General features: G+C 62.2%; 11 protein-coding genes and 1 other RNA gene. 4 read left to right on the top strand and 8 right to left on the bottom strand.

Going from position 1 to position 16,273, the window contains the following annotated elements; genetic code table 11:
• Positions 1 to 3: 3 nt before the first annotated feature.
• The gene (locus U5L73_RS09100) at positions 4 to 792 is read right to left on the bottom strand and encodes a class I SAM-dependent methyltransferase (protein ID WP_322562075.1); all 789 of its coding nucleotides are present in this window, start codon (positions 790 to 792) and stop codon (positions 4 to 6) included.
• On the opposite strand from U5L73_RS09100, the gene gloB reads away from it, so the two are divergent.
• Positions 791 to 1,561: a hydroxyacylglutathione hydrolase gene (gene gloB, locus U5L73_RS09095; protein WP_322562074.1), complete on the top strand. Its 771-nt coding sequence runs from the start codon at positions 791 to 793 to the stop codon at positions 1,559 to 1,561. The two genes, U5L73_RS09100 and gloB, sit on opposite strands and share 2 nt — an antisense overlap.
• Positions 1,558 to 3,207 carry a transglycosylase SLT domain-containing protein gene (locus U5L73_RS09090; RefSeq protein WP_322562073.1) on the top strand — a complete coding sequence of 550 codons (1,650 nt, stop codon included), beginning with the start codon at positions 1,558 to 1,560 and terminating at the stop codon, positions 3,205 to 3,207. Before gloB ends, U5L73_RS09090 begins: the two co-directional genes overlap by 4 nt.
• A gap of 4 nt (positions 3,208 to 3,211) precedes the next feature.
• Here the strand turns inward: U5L73_RS09090 and U5L73_RS09085 are convergent, their stop codons facing one another.
• From U5L73_RS09085 to dnaX, 4 genes are read right to left on the bottom strand one after another with little or no spacing between them, the layout of a single operon-like run.
• Complete coding sequence (locus U5L73_RS09085) at positions 3,212 to 3,625, bottom strand: MAPEG family protein (protein ID WP_322562072.1); 414 nt, start codon at positions 3,623 to 3,625, stop codon at positions 3,212 to 3,214.
• A gap of 35 nt (positions 3,626 to 3,660) precedes the next feature.
• The gene (gene recR, locus U5L73_RS09080) at positions 3,661 to 4,251 is read right to left on the bottom strand and encodes a recombination mediator RecR (protein ID WP_322562071.1); all 591 of its coding nucleotides are present in this window, start codon (positions 4,249 to 4,251) and stop codon (positions 3,661 to 3,663) included.
• An 18-nt stretch (positions 4,252 to 4,269) separates the two neighbouring features.
• The gene (locus tag U5L73_RS09075) at positions 4,270 to 4,602 is read right to left on the bottom strand and encodes a YbaB/EbfC family nucleoid-associated protein (RefSeq protein WP_313875837.1); all 333 of its coding nucleotides are present in this window, start codon (positions 4,600 to 4,602) and stop codon (positions 4,270 to 4,272) included.
• Positions 4,603 to 4,644: 42 nt separating this feature from the next.
• A complete protein-coding gene (gene dnaX / locus U5L73_RS09070) occupies positions 4,645 to 6,705 on the bottom strand; it encodes a DNA polymerase III subunit gamma/tau (RefSeq protein WP_322562070.1) in 2,061 nt (686 codons plus the stop codon).
• Positions 6,706 to 6,745: 40 nt separating this feature from the next.
• On the opposite strand from dnaX, the gene ffs reads away from it, so the two are divergent.
• Both ffs and U5L73_RS09060 read left to right on the top strand, forming a co-directional pair.
• An RNA gene (gene ffs / locus U5L73_RS09065) (signal recognition particle sRNA small type) lies at positions 6,746 to 6,841 on the top strand.
• Positions 6,842 to 6,874: 33 nt separating this feature from the next.
• Complete coding sequence (locus U5L73_RS09060; RefSeq protein ID WP_322562069.1) at positions 6,875 to 8,797, top strand: diguanylate cyclase; 1,923 nt, start codon at positions 6,875 to 6,877, stop codon at positions 8,795 to 8,797.
• A gap of 80 nt (positions 8,798 to 8,877) precedes the next feature.
• On the opposite strand, the gene U5L73_RS09055 is transcribed toward U5L73_RS09060, so the two are convergent.
• Genes U5L73_RS09055 through U5L73_RS09045 form a run of 3 tightly spaced genes read right to left on the bottom strand, consistent with a single transcriptional unit; the run spans position 8,878 to position 16,120 of the window.
• The gene (locus U5L73_RS09055) at positions 8,878 to 10,188 is read right to left on the bottom strand and encodes a TIGR03862 family flavoprotein (RefSeq protein ID WP_322563478.1); all 1,311 of its coding nucleotides are present in this window, start codon (positions 10,186 to 10,188) and stop codon (positions 8,878 to 8,880) included.
• A gap of 5 nt (positions 10,189 to 10,193) precedes the next feature.
• A complete protein-coding gene (locus U5L73_RS09050; RefSeq protein WP_322562068.1) occupies positions 10,194 to 13,559 on the bottom strand; it encodes a UvrD-helicase domain-containing protein in 3,366 nt (1,121 codons plus the stop codon).
• Positions 13,556 to 16,120, bottom strand: coding sequence for a PD-(D/E)XK nuclease family protein (locus tag U5L73_RS09045; RefSeq protein ID WP_322562067.1), 2,565 nt, complete (start codon positions 16,118 to 16,120; stop codon positions 13,556 to 13,558). The genes U5L73_RS09050 and U5L73_RS09045 overlap by 4 nt, the downstream gene beginning before the upstream one ends.
• Positions 16,121 to 16,273: the final 153 nt, after the last annotated feature.

Below are 16,273 nucleotides of genomic sequence, written 5' to 3'. Positions count from 1 at the left end.
CTGTCACACAGTTTCCTTCCCATTTCTTTTATTCACCGAGGCATGCGTTTGCTGCGCCACCGGCACTGCGGCGACGCTGCGCTTGGTCGACAACTTCCAATGCGCTCCCAACAGCCGCATGCCGCGCACTCGCTTGGTGGCCACCACGAAATACGCGGCGCCAAAAATCGGCCATGACCTCGGCCCGACGCGGTCCATCCAGGCAAACCGGCGCAGCCAGTCCTCAGACTCCACCGCAGGCCGATAGCAACCAAATCGGCCGACCTCCACCTCAAAACTCAACAAGCGCAACCAATCCCGCAAACGCCAGTAGCCAATCAAATCACCCCACTCAGGTAAAAAAACCTGACCCCAGCCCGCGCGGTGGTACCAGCTGCTTCGCCGTTGGCGCAAGCCCCACAGACTCACAGGATTCAAGCCGCAAATCACTACTTTGCCCTCCGGGACCAAAACGCGCTCCACCTCACGCAGAGTGGCATGTGGATCCGGGCTGAACTCCAAGGCATGGGGCAGGATCACAAGATCAAGGCTGTTGGCTGGGAAAGGCAAGGCGGTAAAGTCGGCGTGAAACGAGACGACACCATATCGGGGATCCGGCCCTGCAGTGGCAAGCCAGCGATGCGGCATGCGATTGAGCTGCAATGCCTGCAGCTCTGGCACCCCAAGCTGCAAAGCATGGTAGCCAAAAAGGTCGGCAACTGCGTCATCCAGCTGCGCCTGTTCCCATTCCAGCAGATAGCGGCCTGCCGGAGACTTGAACCATTCCTGCAAACCTATAATTTGAGCGCTCATGACCTTGCTACCACTACCCGCTTTCACTGACAACTACATCTGGATGTTGCACAACGGGCATGACGCACTGGTGGTAGACCCGGGGGACGCTCAACCTGTACTGGATGCCCTGCAACGCAACTCCCTGACGTTGCACTGCATTCTAGTCACCCATCACCATGCCGACCATACCGGCGGCGTGAATGTTTTGCGCGAAGCTACCGGAGCCCGCGTCTACGGGCCGGCGCATGAAAAAATACCGGAGCCGGTTCAACGCATGAGCGACGGTGATCAAGTGTCCGCCCTGGGGATGGATTTCACAGTGATGGATGTACCCGGGCACACCAGCGGGCACATCGCTTTTTTCGCCAATCCTCGCGGCGAACCTCCTTTGCTGTTTTGTGGCGACACTTTGTTCAGCGCAGGTTGCGGTCGCTTGTTCGAAGGAACGCCCGAGCAAATGCTGGAGTCTCTGGGTCGCCTGTCAGACTTGCCACCCGAGACACGGGTTTGCTGCACCCACGAATACACTTTGAGTAACTTGCGATTTGCCAGGGTTGTCGAACCTGACAACAAGGCGACTGCAGAGTACCAAACCCATTGCCAGCAATTGCGCAACGCCGGTCAGCCCACACTCCCGAGCACCATTGCCCGGGAGCAACTGATCAATCCTTTTTTACGCACTCACTTGGACAGCGTCATGCACGAAGTCATCAGGCATGACGCCCAAAGAGTGTCCGCCGAGGGCGTTTTCGCCACTCTGCGCCAATGGAAAAACAATTTTCAATGACCCGTTTTCGCCTCTTTGCCGTAGGTGTAGTCGCCCTCCTATCAGGATGTGCAGGCACACTCAACAGCCCGACACCACAAGACGGGCTGCACTCACCAGCCCCATCTCCTGCCGCCAGTAGTGCTGCGCAAGCTACCCCTAACGATCCAAACAGCCTGACCCTGCGTCCGAGCCGAGAAATTGCACGACCCGTCGCACCCATCAAGGCGCCGCCAGCTACTAGCGCCGCGAGGCCGGGTGAGACAGTTCCGCTGACGTCGATGGAGCTCGGAAAAAGCTCCCGGAGCGTGGCTGCAGTTGCACCTCCTGTAGACCTGTGGGAGCGTATCCGGCGCGGCTACGGTATGACTGACCTCCAAAGCGAACTGGTGCAAGACCGGGAAGTCTGGTACTCACGGCGCCCTGACTACATCTTCCGGATGACAGAACGCTCCAAAAAATACCTGTTCCACATCGTTGAGGAGCTGGAAGTGCGCAATATGCCGACGGAGCTGGCCTTGTTGCCATTTATTGAAAGCGCCTTCAACCCCCAGGCCGTATCCAGCGCCAAAGCGGCTGGTATGTGGCAGTTCATGCCTGCTACCGGCAAGTATTTCGAACTGAAGCAAAACAGCTTCCGAGATGACCGGCGCGACGTCCTCGCCTCCACACGCGCTGCGTTGGACTACCTGCAAAAGCTCCACCGGATGTTCGGCGACTGGCACTTGGCGCTCGCTGCCTACAACTGGGGCGAGGGCAGCGTGTCAAGGGCTATTGCGAAAAATAAGCGCGCCGGTTTGCCAACGGGCTACGAAGACCTGAGTATGCCCATGGAAACCCGCTTCTATGTGCCCAAACTGCAAGCGGTAAAGAACATTGTGTCGAACCCGGCGCAATTTAATTCCAAGCTTCCGCTGATTGAAAACCACCCGTATTTCCAAAGCGTCACGATCCGGCGCGATATCGACATAGCCCTGGCAGCCAAACTCGCCGAGGTCAGCATTGACGACTTCAAAGCCTTGAATCCATCTTTGAATCGACCCGTAATCCTGGCGGCAGGTACGCCTCAGATTCTCCTTCCTTGGGACAATGCAGAGGTTTTCCAATCCAATTTAGAGAGTTATAACGGGCGTCTGGCTAGTTGGACTGCATGGGTGGTCCCGAGCACTATGCGCCCGGCAGAGGTTGCAAAAAAAGTGGGCATGAGCGAGTCAGATCTGCGCACCATGAATAACATCCCGCCCCGCATGGTGGTGCGGGCAGGCTCCACCCTGTTAGTACCGCGTAGCCACCAGATGCCGGACGTGCCGATCAAAGTCGCAGATAACAGTCAACTGTCGGTCTCGCCTGAAGTAATCCTTCGTCGGGTATCGGTGAAAGCTGGCAAAAGCGATACAGTGGCTAGCATAGCCCGCCGCTACAAAACCAATCCGGCTCAGGTGGCAGAGTGGAACAAGGTAGCTGCCAGTGCTCGCTTCAAGCCGGGGCAAGCCGTCATCTTGATGCTGCCACCGAGATCAAAAAGTGCCAAAGCAACGCCTAGGACCTCGAAGGCCACAAAGTCCTCTGCGTTGAAATCCAAAGCAAGCAGCGCCCAAAAGGCCGCCAAGCCCAGCGCACCCGCAAAAAAAGGGGCCACAAAGGCCCCGAGCAAAAAGCAGGGATGAACGCTTAGCGGTAGCCGACCAACAAGATACCGACGTTCACTGCCAAGGCGGCAAACCACACCGCTGAGCGCAAGTTGCCCATGCCGGCCACGTACATCATGATGTAGAGCAAGCGCAGCACGATGAACAGAAATGCCAGCACGTCCAATCGGGCTTGCGGAGCGCCGAGTTGGTGGGCAATGATGACCGCGCCAATAAAAAAGGGCAGCGCTTCGAAGCTGTTCGCCTGGGCGCCGTTGGCACGGGCCCGCCAATCGGTCTGGCGCGCCAACCACTCGCGGGGATTCACGTTGTCGTAGCCGCCTTTGCTGCGGGACACTCCGATTTGGCCATATTTGGCAATCCCGGCACACACGATGGGCAAAAGCGCCGCAATCAGAACACACCAATAAGCGACGGTGAAGTGGGCGAATTGCATGAACAAACTGTCTTTCAAATGAATTTAAAAATGCACTAGCGTCGGTCTACCAGCGCGTGGGCGATGGTGCCTAGGTCCACATATTCCAGCTCACTACCCACCGGTACACCGCGTGCCAGCCGAGTCGGGCGCAAGCCGCGAGCCTTGAGTCCTTCGGCGATCACATAGGCGGTAGCCTCCCCCTCCGCGGTGAAGTTGGTCGCCAAGATCACCTCTTGCACCAAGCCATCACAAGCACGGTCAAAAAGCTTTTTAAAACCCAAGTCGTTGGGCCCTACGCCATCCAGGGGGCTGAGCTTGCCCATCAGCACAAAGTACAGCCCTTTGTAGGCGCCGGTGCGCTCCATCGCACTCTGGTCTGCAGGCGTTTCCACCACGCAGAGCTGCGTGCGGTCGCGGCGTTCGTCGAGACAGGTGGCGCACACTGCATCTTGCGTGAAGGTATGGCACCGCTCGCAGTGGTGCACCGCGTCCGCTGCCTCTTTCAAGGCCCTGGAGAGAAACTGCGCTGCAGGCCGGTCGTGCTGCAACAAGTGGAAAGCCATGCGCTGCGCTGACTTCACGCCCACGCCCGGCAAGCCGCGCAGGGCCTGGATCAAGGTGTCGAGGGCGTTCAGATCAGACATGCGGTGCGGAGCCGGTGATCAGAACGGGAATTTCATGCCGCCGGGCAAACCGGGCATGCTGGCCGTGATCTTGCCCATTTTTTCAGCGGACGTTTCTTCCGCCTTCCGCACTGCGGCATTGAAGGCGGCAGCCACCAGGTCTTCGAGCATGTCTTTGTCGTCCGCCAGCAAGCTGGGGTCAATCGCGATGCGCTTCACGTCATGCTTGCAAGTCATGGTGACCTTGACCAGCCCAGCTCCGGACTCGCCGGTCACCTCGATATTGCCCAACTCGTCCTGGGCCTTTTTCATGTTGTCTTGCATGGTCTGGGCTTGTTTCATCAGGCCCGCGAGTTGTCCTTTGTTGAACATGGTTTTCCTTAAAAAGAGTGGGATTAAAAATAGGGAGGCCGCTTACAGCGGCTTGATAGAGCCGGGCACAATCTTGGCGCCGAAGTCGCGCATCATGGCCTGTACAAATGGTTCCTGCAGGATTATCTGCTCTGCGGCCTGTTGCTTTTCCGCCGTGGCCACCGCGTTGCGCCGCGCGGGGCTATCCACGACGCGGCCGACCTCGATTGCAAGTTGCACCGGGTAGCCGGCGGTGTGCAAGGCCTGGGTCAAACGCTCCCGGGTGCTGGCCTGGTTCAAAGACTCCCGCTCGAGCCGGAGGTGCCACTGGTCGGTGTCACGCGCGATCAGTTGCGACTGCAAAGCCAGGACCCGCACCATCGCGGTGATCGCCTCCGTCGCAATCAAGTGCTGCACCGTCTGATGCCAGAAATCACCCTCTTCGGTCGGCTCAAAGCCGACCGCGGCCGGCGGCTCATCCAGAGAGCTTTCTTGTATCTCCTGCACAGGTATTGCTACAATTTTTGTAGCTACCGGCGCACTATTCAAGGGGGCCAGAGGCCTATTTTGCTCATAATCTTCGTCGACATCATCGACCCACGGTGCCTCATAGGCATCGTCCTCCGCGGGGTCTATGTCCACGATGTCTTCGTGATCCGGGGAATCGGCTGTCGCAGATACGGGGCTGCTGTCACGCACCGCGAGCACCTGCCCCGGGGGAATCACTGGGGGCGTTGCTGCGGGAGCTGCAGAGGCTGGAGCCGCCTCCGCAGGCTCCAATGCAGGCAAATGAGCCGGTACCGGCGCATCCTCCCAAGGCTGGACAACCACCTTGCTTGGAAGAGAAGTTACGGGTCGGCCAGGCGGTAATTCAGCAGCCGGGGATGCTGCAGGCGCCACAGCAGCAGGCACCGGTGCTACCGAGACGGCAGGTACCGAAGACACTACGGATGCCACTACAGCTGCGGCTGCAGGCACTGTCGCAGCCGGGCGCTCAGGAATCGCTAGAGTTTTTTTTTCAGCCGCGGGCTTGAAGGCCAACAAACGGAGCAAGACCATCGTCAACGCCGCGTATTCATCGGGGGCCAAGCCCAGGTCAGCACGGCCGTGCAGGCACATGCTGTAGAGCAACTGAGTCTCGTCCGCCGGCATTGCTTGGGACAGACGGGCAGTTTCTGCAGCCTCCGGATCGCTATCGTCCAGGCCGGAGTGCCCGGTGGCTTGTGCCACCGCCATCCGCTGCAGCACCGAGGACATTTCCTCCAGGGTAGATGCCGCGCTCAATCCATTCATCCGCAGGGTTTCGCAGGTGTCGACCACCGTTTTACCGTCACCCGCTGCCAGCGCCTCAATCAGGCGGAAGACGTACGAGCGGCCCACGCTGCCCAACATCTGGCGCACCGCAGCCTCTTGCAACTGGCCGGAGCCGAATGCAATCGCTTGGTCGGTGAGACTCAGAGCATCACGCATGGAGCCGCGCGCCGCGCGGGCCAACAAGCGCAGGGCCTGGGTTTCGGAGTGCACTTGCTCGACATCCAGCACTTTGGTCAAGTGCTCGCGGATGGTTTCCGGCGCCATGGGGCGCAGGTTGAACTGCAGACAGCGCGACAACACGGTCACCGGCACTTTTTGTGGGTCGGTCGTGGCCAATACAAACTTGAGGTATTCGGGCGGCTCTTCGAGCGTTTTCAGCATCGCGTTGAACGCGGTGTTGGTGAGCATGTGCACTTCGTCGATCATGAAGACCTTGAAGCGCCCTTGCACCGGTTTGTAAACCGCTTGCTCCAGCAAGGCCTGCACTTCATCGACGCCACGATTGGACGCCGCGTCGAGCTCGGTGTAGTCCACAAAGCGGCCGCTATCAATATCGGTACATGCTTGGCACACGCCACACGGGGTCGCCGTGATACCGCCCTGCCCGTCTGCACCTTGGCAATTCAAGGATTTGGCCAGAATGCGGGAAACGGTAGTTTTGCCCACACCACGCGTGCCGGTAAACAAATACGCGTGATGCAGACGCTGCGTCGTCAGTGCATTGGTCAAGGCCTGCACCACGTGGTCCTGCCCTACCATTTCTTGAAAAAAGCGGGGGCGGTACTTGCGGGCGAGCACGAGATAAGACATGCGAGGATTCTAAGGTCTCGGCAGGGTTACAATAGTGGTTGACGGGCCTTCCCGCATGGTGAAGCGGCCAACCGGGTCAGGTGGGGAACCAAGCAGCCCTAACTGTGGAGCCAGTGCCGGGGTCAGGCTCGTCAACTCCCCTTTCTTAAACTCAGTCGGCCACGCCACCATGGTTTTGGGTTTCCTGCGATGGGCCCTGGCCCTTTGTGTTGTACTGAGCGGGTCTGCAGGTGCCCAACCTGCCGGCGTTTCTGCCACGCTCCCTGTTATTACCCTCACTGCCGACAGCCCGACCTCCGTGGACATCGGCGCGAATGTGGCCTATCTGCTGGATGACAGCCGCCAGCTCCAACTCGAGCAAGCCATGGCAGAAGGCCAGCCTTGGATGCCGGTGGCCCGCACCAACCCGAACTTCGGCTTTACCAATCACGCGTACTGGTTCCGCTTGGTACTGGACAACCAGACGGCCAAACCCATGGCCCGCGTTCTGGAACTGCCACGCCCATTTCTGGATGATGTGCGGTTGTTTCACCTGTTGGAGGGCCGCATGGTCACCCGCTATGCGCTGGGCGATGAGCAGCCTTATGCGCAACGGGCGGTCCAGCACCAAAACTTTGTGATGCCGCTGAACTTGGAGCCCGGGCGCAACCTCGTGGTGCTGCGGATCGCCTCCAGCGGCACGGTGGAAGCCCCGTTGCGCCTTTGGCAGCCGGCCGCATTTTATGAAGCATCGGCCCGTACCAACCTGATGTCGGGCGCCGTGTTCGGCATGTTGGTGGTGATGATTGTTTACAACTTGTTTGTTTATCTTTCCACCCGGGACCGGAGCTACCTGCACTACATCTTCTTTGTGGCCAGCTACCTAGTGTTTTGGGGCACGCTCAATGGCTATGCATTTGCCTATGTGTGGCCCGAAGCGATTCGCTGGAACAGCGTGGCAGTTCCGGTGGCCATTGCGAGTGCTTGCTTGTCGGCCAGCCTGTTTGCCGTGAGCTTTTTGAAGTTGGAGCGCTTCTCGCCGACTGCCCATCGGGTCATGATGGGCATGGCCTGGACCAGCGTAGGCCTGATATTGAGCGCATTTGTGCTGCCCTACAGCTGGGTGATCCGGATCACGTCGGGTTTCATCCTGGTGGTGTCCGTAGCTGCACTCTCAATCGGCTACTGGCGCTGGTGGCTGGGCGCACGATTCGCCCGCTTTTATTGCATGTCGTGGACCGCACTTTTTGTGGGCGTTAGCGTGCTGACCATCAGTAAATTCGGCTGGCTGCCGAGTCACTTTCTCATCGGCAACGCGTCGCAAATCGGCATCTTGATGCTGGTGCTGCTGCTGTCACTCACCCTGGCCGACCGGATTAACACCGACCGCAGCTTGCGCATCGATGCCCAAGGCGCAGCGCTCGCGCATGCCAAAAAAGCCCGTGCCTCGCAGCAAGCCTTGCTGGATGCCACAGCCGACGCAAACCGTGCGCTGGAAGAGCGGGTACGCGAGCGCACCACCGAGCTGAACCTGACCCTCGACCAACTACGCCTGGCCAACGAGCAACTGCAGCGCCTCTCCATGACAGACAGCCTGACCCAGGTTGGCAACCGGGCGTTTTTCGACCAATCTCTGGTCACCGAGCACAAGCGCGCCAGCCGCCTGAAGCAACCACTGGCCTTGGTTCTGCTGGACATTGACCACTTCAAAGCCATCAACGACACCTATGGCCACCCCGCCGGTGACGCCTGCTTACAGGCGCTGGCGCGGCTTATGCGGCAACAGGTGCAGCGCGCCGGCGATTTGCTGGCCCGCTACGGCGGCGAAGAATTCGTGGTGCTACTGATCAACAGCACCCTGGGCGACGCGCTAGAGCTGGCCGAAGATTTCAGGGCAGATATTGCGGCGTTGGAGGTACCGTTTGAAGGCCGCACCCTGCGCTTCACCGCCAGCTTTGGCGTCGCCAGTGCAGTCCCCGACATGCTGTTCACGCCCTCTCAATTCGTGGGCGATGCGGACCGCGCGCTCTACGAGGCCAAGCACAGCGGCCGCAACTGTGTGCGGGCCGCGTCACCGCGACTGCGCAAGACCGAGGCCATTGACGCGGTCTGAGCCCCAGCCACAGACACCGCGCAAATCGCTATCAAATCAGGAGCTACCAGCGCTCGTAAATCGGGCGCCAGCGGCACTTTTTATGCTGAACGCAGGTAGTCCACCACGCCCTGCCCCGCTGCCTTGCCGCTGGCAAAGCAGGCTTGCAACAGATAGCCGCCGGTGGGGGCCTCCCAGTCCAGCATTTCGCCAGCGCAGAACACGCCGGGGAGTTGCTCCAGCATCAGCTGCGGTGTCAGCACCTCAAACAACACACCACCGGCGGTGCTGATGGCCTCGTCGATGGGGCGTGCTGCCTGCAGGGTAATCGGCAGCGCTTTGATGGCAGCCGCCAGTTGCACAGGATCGTTGACCGCCTCTTTGCCCAGACGCTCGTACAGCATGGCGGCCTTGATGCCTTCCAGGTGCAAGCGGCTTTTCAGGTGGCTGCTCAGGGAGCGGGTGCCACGCGGGTGGCGCACCTCAGTCAACACCTTTTCGGCAGACATATCGGGCAACAGATCGAGATGGATCGTGGCACTGCCGGTGCGCAATATCTCGTCGCGGAGCAAAGCCGAGGCAGCGTAGATCAAGCTGCCTTCCACGCCAGTAGCAGTGGCGACAAACTCGCCCTTGCGCTGAAACGCGACACCGTTCGCATGGTGGACCGAAATGGCTACCGACTTGAACGGCTGGCCAGCAAACTTATCGCTGAAAAACGGGGTCCAACCGCCTTGCACATCAAAGCCGCAGTTGGCGGGCAGCAACGGCGCAACCGCCACACCCTTAGCGGCCAACAAGGGCACCCAGGCTCCGTTGGAACCCAGCCGCGCCCAGCTGCCGCCGCCCAAGGCCAGCACCACGGCACGGGCGTGCACCAAGCGCTGCCCAGACGGCGTCTCAAACACCAGCGCAGAGGTGGCCTGGCCTGCTGCTGCATCGGCCCAACCTGTCCAGCGGTGGCGCATATGGAACTGCACCCCGCGGCCCTCTGCCGGGTGGCGCAGCCGGTGCAACCAAGCCCGCAGCAAGGGCGCCGCTTTCATGTCCACCGGAAACACCCGGCCGGAGCTGCCTACAAATGTCTCTACCCCCAGCAACTCGGCCCAGGCGCGCAAGCCGCTGGCATCCAGTCCGGCTAGCAAAGATTCAATGGCGCTGCGGCGCGCTCCATAGCGGCCGGCAAAGGTATCTGCCCCCTCGGAGTGGGTCAGGTTCAGCCCCCCTTTGCCCGCCAGCAGGAACTTGCGGCCCACCGAGGGCATGGCGTCAAACACATGGGCGGCAACGCCGGCATCGCACAGCACCTGCGCAGCCATCAGGCCGGCCGGCCCACCGCCGATGATGGCCACATCCACCGTCAAGGGAGGCAGAGCAGTAACAGGAGCGGCGGAAGAATTCAGTTCAGTCAAAGTAGTCAATCAAAAAGTTCAATGAGTCGGCCTTGCGGCGTCAAAAAGGCAATGTGCACCTGGCTGCCTGGCTGGATCAGCTGCAGTGCGGTGCGGTACTCGCGCAGCTGATCGCACAGATCGGGCTGGTCTTGTGGCGTGGCGGTGGACTTGAAGTCCAGCACCCACCACGCCTGGGTCGCCCGGTGTTGCACCAGCCGGTCCAGCCGCAAGGTGCGCCCGGCGTGTGCCAGCGCCACTTCGTTGGCGTGCCACACCACCGACGGCCGTTGCCACGCCCAAGCAGCTTCGCCTGTGAGTATGCCTTGCGCCATGCGCTCGGCGCGGGCTACATCATCCGGGCCCAGCCCAAAAGCGCGCGCGACCTGGGCGCGTTGGGCAGCAGACCACAGCGACTCCGAACGCTGGGGACCGTCTTGCAACGGCACCCACTCCAGCAGCCGGTGCATAGCCTGGCCGACCCGGGATTCGAAAGAGTCAGTCACCTCTGCCGCTGGTTTTGCTACCAAATGTATAGCTGGTCGCGCACTATTAGCGGGCGCTACAGGCATATTTCGCTGAAAACCCAGCGACGGAACTACTTTCAGCAAGACCTCCTTGGGCTGCGCGCACTCCTCTCCAGTTTCGCCTGGCAGCGCAGCGGCCACACCCGGCTCGGGCAGGGTGCAGGCCGTGGACAAGGCCTCGAGGCGCTTCCACCAACTGCCTTCGCGCTCACGGTGGGGCTCCACACTGGAGAGCACCAGGGTCTGGCGGGTACGGGTCAGCGCCACATACAGCGCATTGAGTTCTTCGCGCTGCCGGGCGGCTTGCTCGATGGCCAGCGTCGCGGCTGCGCACGCAGGCGGGCGCGACTCGCTGGCCATAAACACCAGCTTGCGCGGGTAGGCGTCTTCACCGGGCCAGTCGACCAGGATGCCCATGCTCTCGGGGCGGGCGCTTTCGGCATCAGTGTCGAGCATCAGCACCAGTGGGGCCTCCAGCCCTTTGGCGCCATGGATGGTGAGCAAGCGCACGGCAGCAGCGTCGGCACGGACCGGCGCTTTGTTTCCATCTTGCCGCAAGGCCCGCACCAGGCTGTAAGCGGTGGTGTAGCGCCCGCCATCGACTTGCAGCGCCGCGTTGAGCAGCGCTCGCACATTGGCCAGCACACTCTCGCGCAGGACCGGCGGGCTGGCAGCCGCGTAGCGGGCCAGCACGCTGCCTTCCTCAAAGATGGCACTCAGCGCATCGTGCACCGGTTGGGTGAGCACGCGGCTTTGCCACCGTTGCAACTGCACGGCTGCGGCGGCGAGCAGACTGTCTGCGGGCCAAGGCGTCGGTGACTGGCACAGCACGGCCAGCCAAGCAGGGGCCGCCGCCTCGGGGTCCGTGGCGCGGGCTTCGCTGCGGGCGCGGCGATGCGCTAGGGCCAGTGTTACCAGATCAGCATCGGTCGCTCCGAACACCGGGGACTTGAGCACCCGCGCCAACGACAAGTCATGGGCAGGCGATACCAACACATCCAACAGCGCCACCAGGTCTTGCACCTCGGGCATGTCGCCGAGTTCATTTTTTTCCGGTTGCTGGGCGGGAATGCCCAAAGCGGCCAGCTCTTGCTGCATCAGCCCCAGGCGCTCGCGGCGACGCGCCAGCACCATGATGTCTTGCGGCCGCCAAGGCCCCCCTTGCGCCACCAACTGCCCTGCCAACCAGGCTGCGGCCTGCCGGCACTCCAGGGTTTTGATGGTGTCTTCGGCCTCGTGGCGTGGGGTGCTGAGGCTGTCTCGCCATTCGCTGGACGCATCCTCCTCGCCCTCTGCTGTCTTGGCGGCCCGCGCAATGCGCGGCAGCTTGAGCACTGCGCCAGTGTCCGCAGACTCGGAGGTGTGGGTCCGGTAGTCACTGAACTCGCCCGCCGCCTGGGCCCCCAGCATGGCGGTGTTGACCAGCTGGATGATGGCCTGCGCATTGCGGCGGGTGTGGTCACAGCTGAGCACATCGCCTTGCAAGCCGTCGCGGACAAAATTCTTGGCCGCTTCAAACACCTGCGGCTCGGCACGCCGGAAGCGGTAAATGCTTTGCTTAGGGTCCCCCACTACAAACACCCCAGGCTTGGCGCCGTTGCCGCCATAGCCCTCCAGCCAGGCAAACAGGGCCTGCCACTGCAAGGGGTTGGTGTCTTGAAACTCGTCAATCAGCAGGTGTTTGATGCGCGCATCGAGCCGCTCTTGCACCCAACCGGACACGGCCTCATCAGAGAGCAAGCGCAAGGCGGTTTGCTCGAGGTCGGCCATATCAATCCAGCCGCGCTCGCGCTTGAGCGCCGCATAGTCTTGCAGCAGCCCGCGGCTGAGGCGGGCCATGCGCTGCTGGTGCAGCCAGGCCTGATGCTGCTCCAGCGCAGCCCGGGTGTCGGCCAGCAGGGCCTGGGCCTCGCGCACCGTGGCGATGCCCACCACTTTCTCGCTGAGCCTTCGTGGGCTCCCGCTCTCGGTAAACAGGGCCTTGTAGATGCCCGCGGTATCTGCAGCGCTGAGTGCCTGCTCCAGCACCACACCGGCTTCCACACAGGTTTTGAGCGTACTCCCGCCCAAGGCTTTGGCGCTGGCCCAAAGCAAGGCCTGCACCGGCTCGCTCTGGAGCCGGTCATCGGGGTGCGCCCACGCGGCCATGGCCGGGAGCTGCACCGTGAAATGCGCTACCGACGCATCGATCACGCCCTGCGCGTCCGCCAGCGCAAACTCGGTGCGCTTGTGGATGGCGGCCTCCAAGGCCTTCAGGGTGCCGTGCCTGCCGTAGACGGCTACGGCCTCGAGATAGTCGGCGCGCGCTGCCGGATCTTGCGCAATCCGCGTGTGAAACCGGCGCCACACCTGGGCAATGGCTTTGGCATCGTTTTCCAGCAGCTCGTAGGTGGTGGGCAAGCCCAGCTGGTGCAACAAGCCCAGAGGGGCGCTGCGTAACAAAGCAGCGAACCAGCTGTGGAAGGTGCGCACCTGCACCGGCCGGCCGGTGGTCAGCAGCGCAGCGTGCAGGCCACGCAGGGTCTGGAGCTGGGCCTCGGTGATCTCGGTGCGGACGCCGCGCAGCTGCAGCTCGCGGCGCAAGGTGGCATCGTCGGCCTGCGCGAAGTCGCGCAGCCACTCCTGCAATCGCTCGCGCATTTCACCGGCCGCTTTTTTAGTAAAGGTGATCGCCAGAATCTCGTGCGGGGCGGCCCCATCCAACAAGGCACGCACCATGCGCGACACGAGCATCCAGGTCTTGCCGGCACCGGCACAGGCCTCGACAGCCACGCTGCGTCGCGGGTCGCAGGCCACTGCATAAAAGTCAGCCCGGTCGACGTGGCGGCCGTTGATTTCGTAGGCTGCATCCATCCGCGCCGTCATAAGGGACTCCAAAAAAATTTGCGGCAGAGGCCCCGTGCCTGGCAATAGTCACAGGCCGGGCCATCGCCCAAGGCGGGGAGCGCATGGCCCTCGGCCACCCGCTGCATGTCATGGGCAATACCTTCGATCAAGGCATCTCGCGCTTCCACAATATGGGTCTGTACTTGGGGCTGCGTACCCTCGCGCTCGCCGATATTGATGTAGGCCGCATGCACCGTGTCATGCGGCAACAGGGCAGCGTAGAAGGCGATTTGTGTGTCCTCCATCGGGTTCTTCACCCGCTCCCTGGTTTTCCCCAAAGGTTCGGTTTTGTAGTCCAACACGCAGATAGCGCCCTCCGGCCGGGTATCGGTGCGGTCGATACGCCCCGCCAGGGTGACCGGCCCCACGGCCTGGGTGTGCGAGGTCTCACCACTTGCAAACGCCCAGCCTTGGCCCTCGTGTTTGCGCAACCAGACGAGGTAGCCATCGCGCACGGCAGGCCAAGCGGCCGCAAAGGGCAAGAACTCGCCGTCTGGGAGGTCCATCGATGTGGTCACCGCATCTGCGGCCGACTGCAGCAGTGCGCTGCGCTGCGCAACATCCTCGGTAGGAGCAGCCTGCAATTCGGCGTGGAAGACCGCCAACACCGCGTGCAGCCAGACGCCGAAGTCGCGCTTGTCCACCTCGGCCTCCAGCTCATCAACCGAACTCAAACCTAATTGGCGCAACGCGAAAAACCGGTAAGGGCAGGTGCGCATGTCCTCATAGGCGCTAGCAGACAGCTGCTTCAAGGGCAGCGCTTGCCCCTGGGGCTGCGGCGGCGACAAGGGGGCCAAGGCGATCCGCTGGTCGAGCCGGGGGTCGCTGGCAGTCCGGGCTGCCCCCTCGCCGGCCCATGAAAGGCACTGCACCAGCGCGCTGGGTGCCATGTGCTCGCCGGCGTCGTCACTGGTGCGCCAGAGCACATCACACACCGGCGCCCGCAAAGCCTGCCACCAGGCGGCGCGCAGCCGGGCTTCCAGCACTGCGCGGGAGGGTAAGCCCAAAGCCTCGCGCTGAGCAGGCGTCCAGACCCCGGGCGGTTCGGGGGAAGGGTTCAAGCGCACCTCGTCGCAACCAGCCAACACAACGGCAGCAAACGGGCGCGCCAGCATCTGGCTCATCGGGAGAATGACGACCTGCTCTTCGTCCGGGTAGGCCGGCTGAAAACTTTGCGACTCCAGAACCTGATTTACCCAGGCCGTGAAGTCGCTGGCATTCAAGCGGTTGCCGGCCCACAAGGCGGCATCCAAATAATCAGCCCACGCCTGCGGCTCCGCAGGTAGCAAGCGAAGGGCGGCCAGCATGACGGCGCCGGCTTCATCGGCTTGCAACGCGTTCCACGCGTCGGTGGCGTGGAGCGCTGCCTGCAGTGCGGCCAGCCATGCCGGCAATGAGCGACTGCCCGACAAGGTACTGCGCACCGCTTCGATACGGCTGCACAAGCCCTGCAATGCAGGTACTTTTTGCACCTGCAAGCAGTTCACCGCGTGCCGCCAGTCGCGGATCTGGGCGCGGCGCAGCACCTGCTCCAGCGCCGGCATCTCTGGGGCAAAGGCAGGGGCCAGCTTGAAAGCGTTCAGCACCTCGTCCGTGCTTGCATTCCAGGCCGCTGCGCGCAATAAAGCCATCAGCCCAGCACCAGCCAGACTGGTGGAGAGCTTCCAACCGTTTTCATCGCGCATGGCAATGCCAGCTGCCTCCAGCATGGCGCGCATGCGGCGGGTCAAGGCCCGGTCAGACGACACCAGGGCAACGGGGTAGCGATCGGCGAGCACGTGAGCCACTGCACACGCCGCGGCGCGCTGGGCCTCGTCTTCTGCATCGGCACAGGCATGCAGCTGCCACAGGCTGTCGGCCTGCGGTATCGCGCTACCTTGAGCCGCTTCGTCGTGGATCGATTCGTCCAGCCGGAAGAGCTGCGCTTTGTCGCCCCAATGTGCCTGCAAGGCGGCCGCCAATGGGTCGGCTGAAATACCTTGCACCCAAGCCACCGCGTCCCATGGCTCCAGAACATCCGGGGCGAACAGTGCGTCGGTGGGATAGGCCGACACTGCGGCCCACTCCACCGCCACCCGCATGACCTGTGCCTCCCAGGCCACGGCCTGGGACTCCATACCGATCCCGACCGCACTGCGGGCACCGGCCGCCCACGCCGATCGACCTTGCGGACCCGCAGCTGCCGCCCAAGGGGCTAGCTGCTGGGCGGTCTGGGCCAGCAAGCCCGCCAAAGACGCGCGGTCGGCCATGCCGCTGTGGACCAAGAGCTGCTGGGCGGTCAGGCTGTCGAGCGCCGTGTCGTGGCTGATGTCGGTGGCTTGCAGCTCTGCCACGCCCAAAGAGGCCAGCCAGTTCGATGTGGTCTCAAACCGGGGCGAGAAGCCTTGGGGATAACGGTCAGACCACAAGCGCCGCGCGAGCGGCAAGAGCTGGGCATAAGGCAGTAAGACCAGCGTGCGGCCAGGGTGGGCGCTACAGGCCTGCATCCAGATGGCGAGGCGGTCCAACAAGCCCGTCTCAGGCGCGCACCACAGGGCCATAGCCGGATGGGTCGTTGGATAAGAAAAGGCCCGCAGCCCTCGGGCTGCATCGTTTTTGGCTATGGATTCGATAGCCGGCAGGGCATCATGGGGGGGCTTGGTTTCTGTCACAATGCCGCAACTTTAGCTGCATTAGCACTCTTCCAAAGGAAT

This window comes from Rhodoferax sp. (genome assembly GCF_034520025.1).
Classification (GTDB): domain Bacteria; phylum Pseudomonadota; class Gammaproteobacteria; order Burkholderiales; family Burkholderiaceae_C; genus Allorhodoferax.
Note: the sequence above shows the minus strand (reverse complement) of the source record. Positions and strands in the feature narration are given on the sequence as shown.

Excerpts from the sequence above, each read along its gene's own strand:
- gloB (WP_322562074.1), top strand. The coding sequence starts at position 791 with ATGACCTTGCTACCACTACCCGCTTTCACTGACAACTACATCTGGATG.
- U5L73_RS09100 (WP_322562075.1), bottom strand. The coding sequence starts at position 792 with ATGAGCGCTCAAATTATAGGTTTGCAGGAATGGTTCAAGTCTCCGGCA.
- U5L73_RS09090 (WP_322562073.1), top strand. The coding sequence starts at position 1,558 with ATGACCCGTTTTCGCCTCTTTGCCGTAGGTGTAGTCGCCCTCCTATCA.
- U5L73_RS09085 (WP_322562072.1), bottom strand. The coding sequence starts at position 3,625 with ATGCAATTCGCCCACTTCACCGTCGCTTATTGGTGTGTTCTGATTGCG.
- recR (WP_322562071.1), bottom strand. The coding sequence starts at position 4,251 with ATGTCTGATCTGAACGCCCTCGACACCTTGATCCAGGCCCTGCGCGGC.
- U5L73_RS09075 (WP_313875837.1), bottom strand. The coding sequence starts at position 4,602 with ATGTTCAACAAAGGACAACTCGCGGGCCTGATGAAACAAGCCCAGACC.
- dnaX (WP_322562070.1), bottom strand. The coding sequence starts at position 6,705 with ATGTCTTATCTCGTGCTCGCCCGCAAGTACCGCCCCCGCTTTTTTCAA.
- U5L73_RS09060 (WP_322562069.1), top strand. The coding sequence starts at position 6,875 with ATGGTTTTGGGTTTCCTGCGATGGGCCCTGGCCCTTTGTGTTGTACTG.
- U5L73_RS09050 (WP_322562068.1), bottom strand. The coding sequence starts at position 13,559 with ATGACGGCGCGGATGGATGCAGCCTACGAAATCAACGGCCGCCACGTC.
- U5L73_RS09045 (WP_322562067.1), bottom strand. The coding sequence starts at position 16,120 with ATGGCCCTGTGGTGCGCGCCTGAGACGGGCTTGTTGGACCGCCTCGCC.